Source organism: Streptomyces sp., from assembly GCF_036566765.1.
Taxonomy (GTDB): Bacteria; Actinomycetota; Actinomycetes; order Streptomycetales; family Streptomycetaceae; genus Streptomyces.
Window position 1 is genome coordinate 1 of sequence record NZ_DATCVQ010000646.1, and the last position, 3,385, is coordinate 3,385.

Sequence of the window (3,385 nt, forward strand, 5' to 3'; positions counted from 1 at the left end):
CGGCGGCCGGCGCAGGGGCCGGGGCCGTCGGAGGCGCGGTGAACTCCGGGGTGGTCGGAGCCGGGGCGGCGGGAGCCGGCTTGGGCTCGGCCGCGGGCTTCGGAGCCGGAGCCGGACGCGGGCCGGGGGCCGGCGCCGCGGAGGGCTTCTCAGCTGCTGCGGGCTTGGGCGCCGGGGTGGGCGCGCCAGGCTTGGGTGCAGCCGGACGTGCCGCCTGCGCCGGGGAGGGCGCGGCGGGCTTGGGGGACGGCGCTGCCTTGCGGGGCGCGCCGGGCTTCGCTGCGGCCTTGCCGGCGGAGCCGGGACCCTGCAGCGCATCAGTCAACTTGCGCACAACCGGCGCCTCGATCGTCGAGGACGCCGAACGGACGAATTCACCGAGTTCTTGGAGCTTGGCCATGACGACCTTGCTCTCGACGCCGAACTCCTTGGCGAGTTCGTATACCCGGACCTTAGCCACTTCGCTCCTTTTAGGTCCGGTTACCGCCGGACCGTCGCTACTTCATGGGCGTACTCATCGCGTACTCATCGAGTGCTCATCGCAATCTCGACCTACTTCCAACTCGCGAGGTACCTGACCGCACGGGGGTTGCCGTGCCGTACTTCTTACTGGTTGAACCGCTCTGCCAGTTCCGCCGTGTCCAGCGGGCCCGGGACCTTGAAGGCCCTCGGAAACGCCCGACGGCGGACCGCCAGGTCGAGACAGACCGAGGCGGGGTGCAGATACGCACCCCGGCCGGGCAGCGTACCGCGATGATCGGGGACGCATACGCCCTCGACCGCCACGATGCGCAGCAGATCGCTCTTGGCCGCTCGCTCCCGGCATCCCACACAGGTTCGTTCAGGGCACACAGGCTCTTGCGTCCGGCCAGACACGATTAAGTCTACCTCCCCGTACCGACCTCACCCGTTTGGGGCAAAAATCGAACGGTCGTTTGTCGTGATCTCGTCGTGGCACAACGTCACCACGGCGTGATCTGTTCCTGCGGCACAGGGCCGCGGCCCGCCCTACTCGGCGGGCTGCTGCTCCGTGTCGGGACGGATGTCGATGCGCCAGCCGGTCAGGCGGGCGGCCAGGCGGGCGTTCTGGCCCTCCTTGCCGATCGCCAGCGACAGCTGGTAGTCGGGCACGGTCACCCGGGCGGACCGGGCGGCCAGGTCGACGATCTCGACCTTGGAGACCCGGGCCGGGGACAGCGCGTTGGCCACCATCTCCGCCGGGTCGTCGGACCAGTCGACGATGTCGATCTTCTCGCCGAGCAGCTCGGCCATGACATTGCGCACCCGGCTGCCCATCGGGCCGATGCAGGCGCCCTTGGCGTTCAGGCCCGAACGGGTGGCCCGAACGGCGATCTTGGTGCGATGGCCGGCCTCGCGGGCGATCGCCGAGATCTCGACGGAGCCGTCCGCGATCTCCGGCACCTCCAGGGCGAAGAGCTTCTTCACCAGATTGGGGTGGGTGCGCGAAAGGGTGACCGACGGACCGCGCACGCCCTTCGCCACGCGGACGACGTAGGTACGCAGCCGCAGACCGTGCGTGTAGTCCTCGCCCGGCACCTGCTCCTGCACCGGAAGGATGGCTTCCAGCTTGTCGTCCAGCTTGACGAGGACGTTCTTCGGGTCCTTGCCCTGCTGCACCTGGCCGGCCACGATGTCGCCCTCGCGGCGGGCGTACTCGCCGAAGGTGACGTCGTTCTCGGCGTCCCGCAGCCGCTGCTGAATGACCTGGCGGGCGGTGCTGGCCGCGATCCGGCCGAAGTCCGACGGGGTGTCGTCGAAGTCCTTCGGCTCCTGCCCCTCCTCCAGCTCGGCGGGGTCTTCCTTCGCCCACACCGTCACATGACCGGTCTGCCGGTTCAGTTCGACCCGGGCGTGCCGACGGGCGGAGGGGGTGCGGTGGTAGGCGATGAGGAGGGCCGACTCGATCGCCTCGACCAGCATCTCGAAGGAGATCTCCTTCTCCTGCGCCAAGCCCTTCAGAAGCTTCACGTCGATGTCCACGGCTACGCCTCCTCTTCCTTCTTGTCCTTGCGGTTGAACTCGATCTCCACGCGCGCCTTGGCGACGTCGGCGAACTCGACCCGGCGGGCGGTGGGCTTGCGCCCCTTCACGCCCGGCACCTCGAGGTCGAGGCCGTCGTCGTCCACGGTGAGGATCCGGGCGACCAGCTCCCCGCCCTCGTGCAGCTGCAGCTTGACCAGTCGGCCGGTGGCGCGCACGTAGTGGCGGTGCTCGGTCAGGGGGCGGTCGGCGCCGGGGGAGGTGACTTCGAGGTTGTACTCGCCCTCGCCCATCACGTCCGTCTCGTCGAGCGTCGTCGAGATGGCGCGGCTCAGCTCCGCGCAGGCGTCCAGATCCACGCCCTCGTCGGAGTCGACGATGATCCTCAGCATTCCGCGGCGGCCGGCCCGGGACAGCTCGATGTCTTCGAGTTCCAGGTCCTTCGCGAGGACGAGCGGCTCCACGAGCTCGCGCAGCCTGTCGCTCTGGGTGGTGCTCATCCGGGTGACTCCTCGGCCGCGTGTGCTGTTGTGGGATCGTCGCGTGTCAGACCAAAGGGTATCCGGTCCCGAGGGGTGTTGCCGTCCACCGACGCCGTGGCCGCGGGTACGCTCGCCTGCGGTGATCTTCGACCGGCAGGACACCGCCCAGGACCGAGGGAGAGACGCGTGGGGCGCACGGGGACGATCGGCAGGCGTGCGCTCCTGGCCGCGGGAGCGGCGACGCTCGCGGCCTGCTCCGCCCCGGCCGCCGGCGGGCCGAAGGCTCCCTCGGCGGCCGAACGTGCGGCGCGGGCCGAACTGGCGCTGCGGCGCGGGGCGGTGGCCTCCAGTGCCGGCCTGCTGGAACGCTACGACGCGACGCTCGCGGCGCACCCCGCCCTCGCGACCCGGCTGACGCCGCTGCGGACTTCCGTGGCGTCGCATGTGAAGGCGCTCGGGGAGGGCCTGCCGGAGGCCGGGGCGAATAACTCCGGCAAGGCGGCGGCGAAGCAGGCCGATCAGGGGGCCGAATCGGCGCAGAAGCCCTCGGCCGCTTCGTCCGCCCGGGTGAGCGCACCGGTCGCCGCGGATCCGGCGACAGCGGTACGGAACCTGGCGACGGCGGCCCGACGCACCTCCGACGCCCACGCGGCGGCGCTCCTGGACGCGCCGCCCGAGTACGCCCGACTGCTCGCCTCCGTCGCGGCGGCCGCCGCGGCCCACGCGTACCTGCTGACCGCCCCCGACCCGGCAAGGAGCACCCGATGAGCGCACTCGACGCCGCCCAGGCGGCGCTGGCCGCGGAGCACGCCGCGGTGTACGGGTACGGGGTCGTCGGCGGCCGGATCGGCTCGCCGCGGCGCGCCGAGGCGACGGCCGCGTACGACGCGCACCGCGCCCGG

At 71.5% G+C, this 3,385-nt stretch carries 5 protein-coding genes and 1 pseudogene; 2 read left to right on the forward strand and 4 right to left on the reverse strand.

From position 1 onward, the window contains the following. The 4 genes from VIU94_RS37520 to rimP form a co-directional block, all read right to left on the reverse strand. Window positions 1-460, reverse strand: a 460-nt coding sequence (locus VIU94_RS37520) for a translation initiation factor IF-2 N-terminal domain-containing protein (protein ID WP_331918855.1), incomplete at its 3' end; no start/stop codon positions are given. 146 nt (window positions 461-606) lie between these two features. Further along, the gene (locus tag VIU94_RS37525) at window positions 607-876 is read right to left on the reverse strand and encodes a YlxR family protein (RefSeq protein WP_331918857.1); all 270 of its coding nucleotides are present in this window, start codon (window positions 874-876) and stop codon (window positions 607-609) included. Between the two features lie 132 nt (window positions 877-1,008). After that, entirely contained in the window at window positions 1,009-2,001 is a 993-nt protein-coding gene (nusA, locus tag VIU94_RS37530; protein ID WP_331918859.1) for a transcription termination factor NusA, read from the reverse strand. A 2-nt stretch (window positions 2,002-2,003) separates the two neighbouring features. Then, on the reverse strand, window positions 2,004-2,501 hold the full coding sequence (rimP, locus tag VIU94_RS37535) for a ribosome maturation factor RimP (protein ID WP_331918861.1): 498 nt from the start codon (window positions 2,499-2,501) through the stop codon (window positions 2,004-2,006). Between the two features lie 168 nt (window positions 2,502-2,669). Between rimP and VIU94_RS37540 the strand changes: the two genes are divergently transcribed. Next, complete coding sequence (locus tag VIU94_RS37540; RefSeq protein ID WP_331918863.1) at window positions 2,670-3,251, forward strand: hypothetical protein; 582 nt, start codon at window positions 2,670-2,672, stop codon at window positions 3,249-3,251. A 5-nt stretch (window positions 3,252-3,256) separates the two neighbouring features. Continuing rightward, a pseudogene (locus VIU94_RS37545) lies at window positions 3,257-3,385 on the forward strand (DUF4439 domain-containing protein); the annotation flags it as partial.

Bases quoted from the DNA above. Each gene is read 5' to 3' on its own strand.
- rimP (WP_331918861.1), bottom strand. From the start codon at position 2,501: ATGAGCACCACCCAGAGCGACAGGCTGCGCGAGCTCGTGGAGCCGCTC.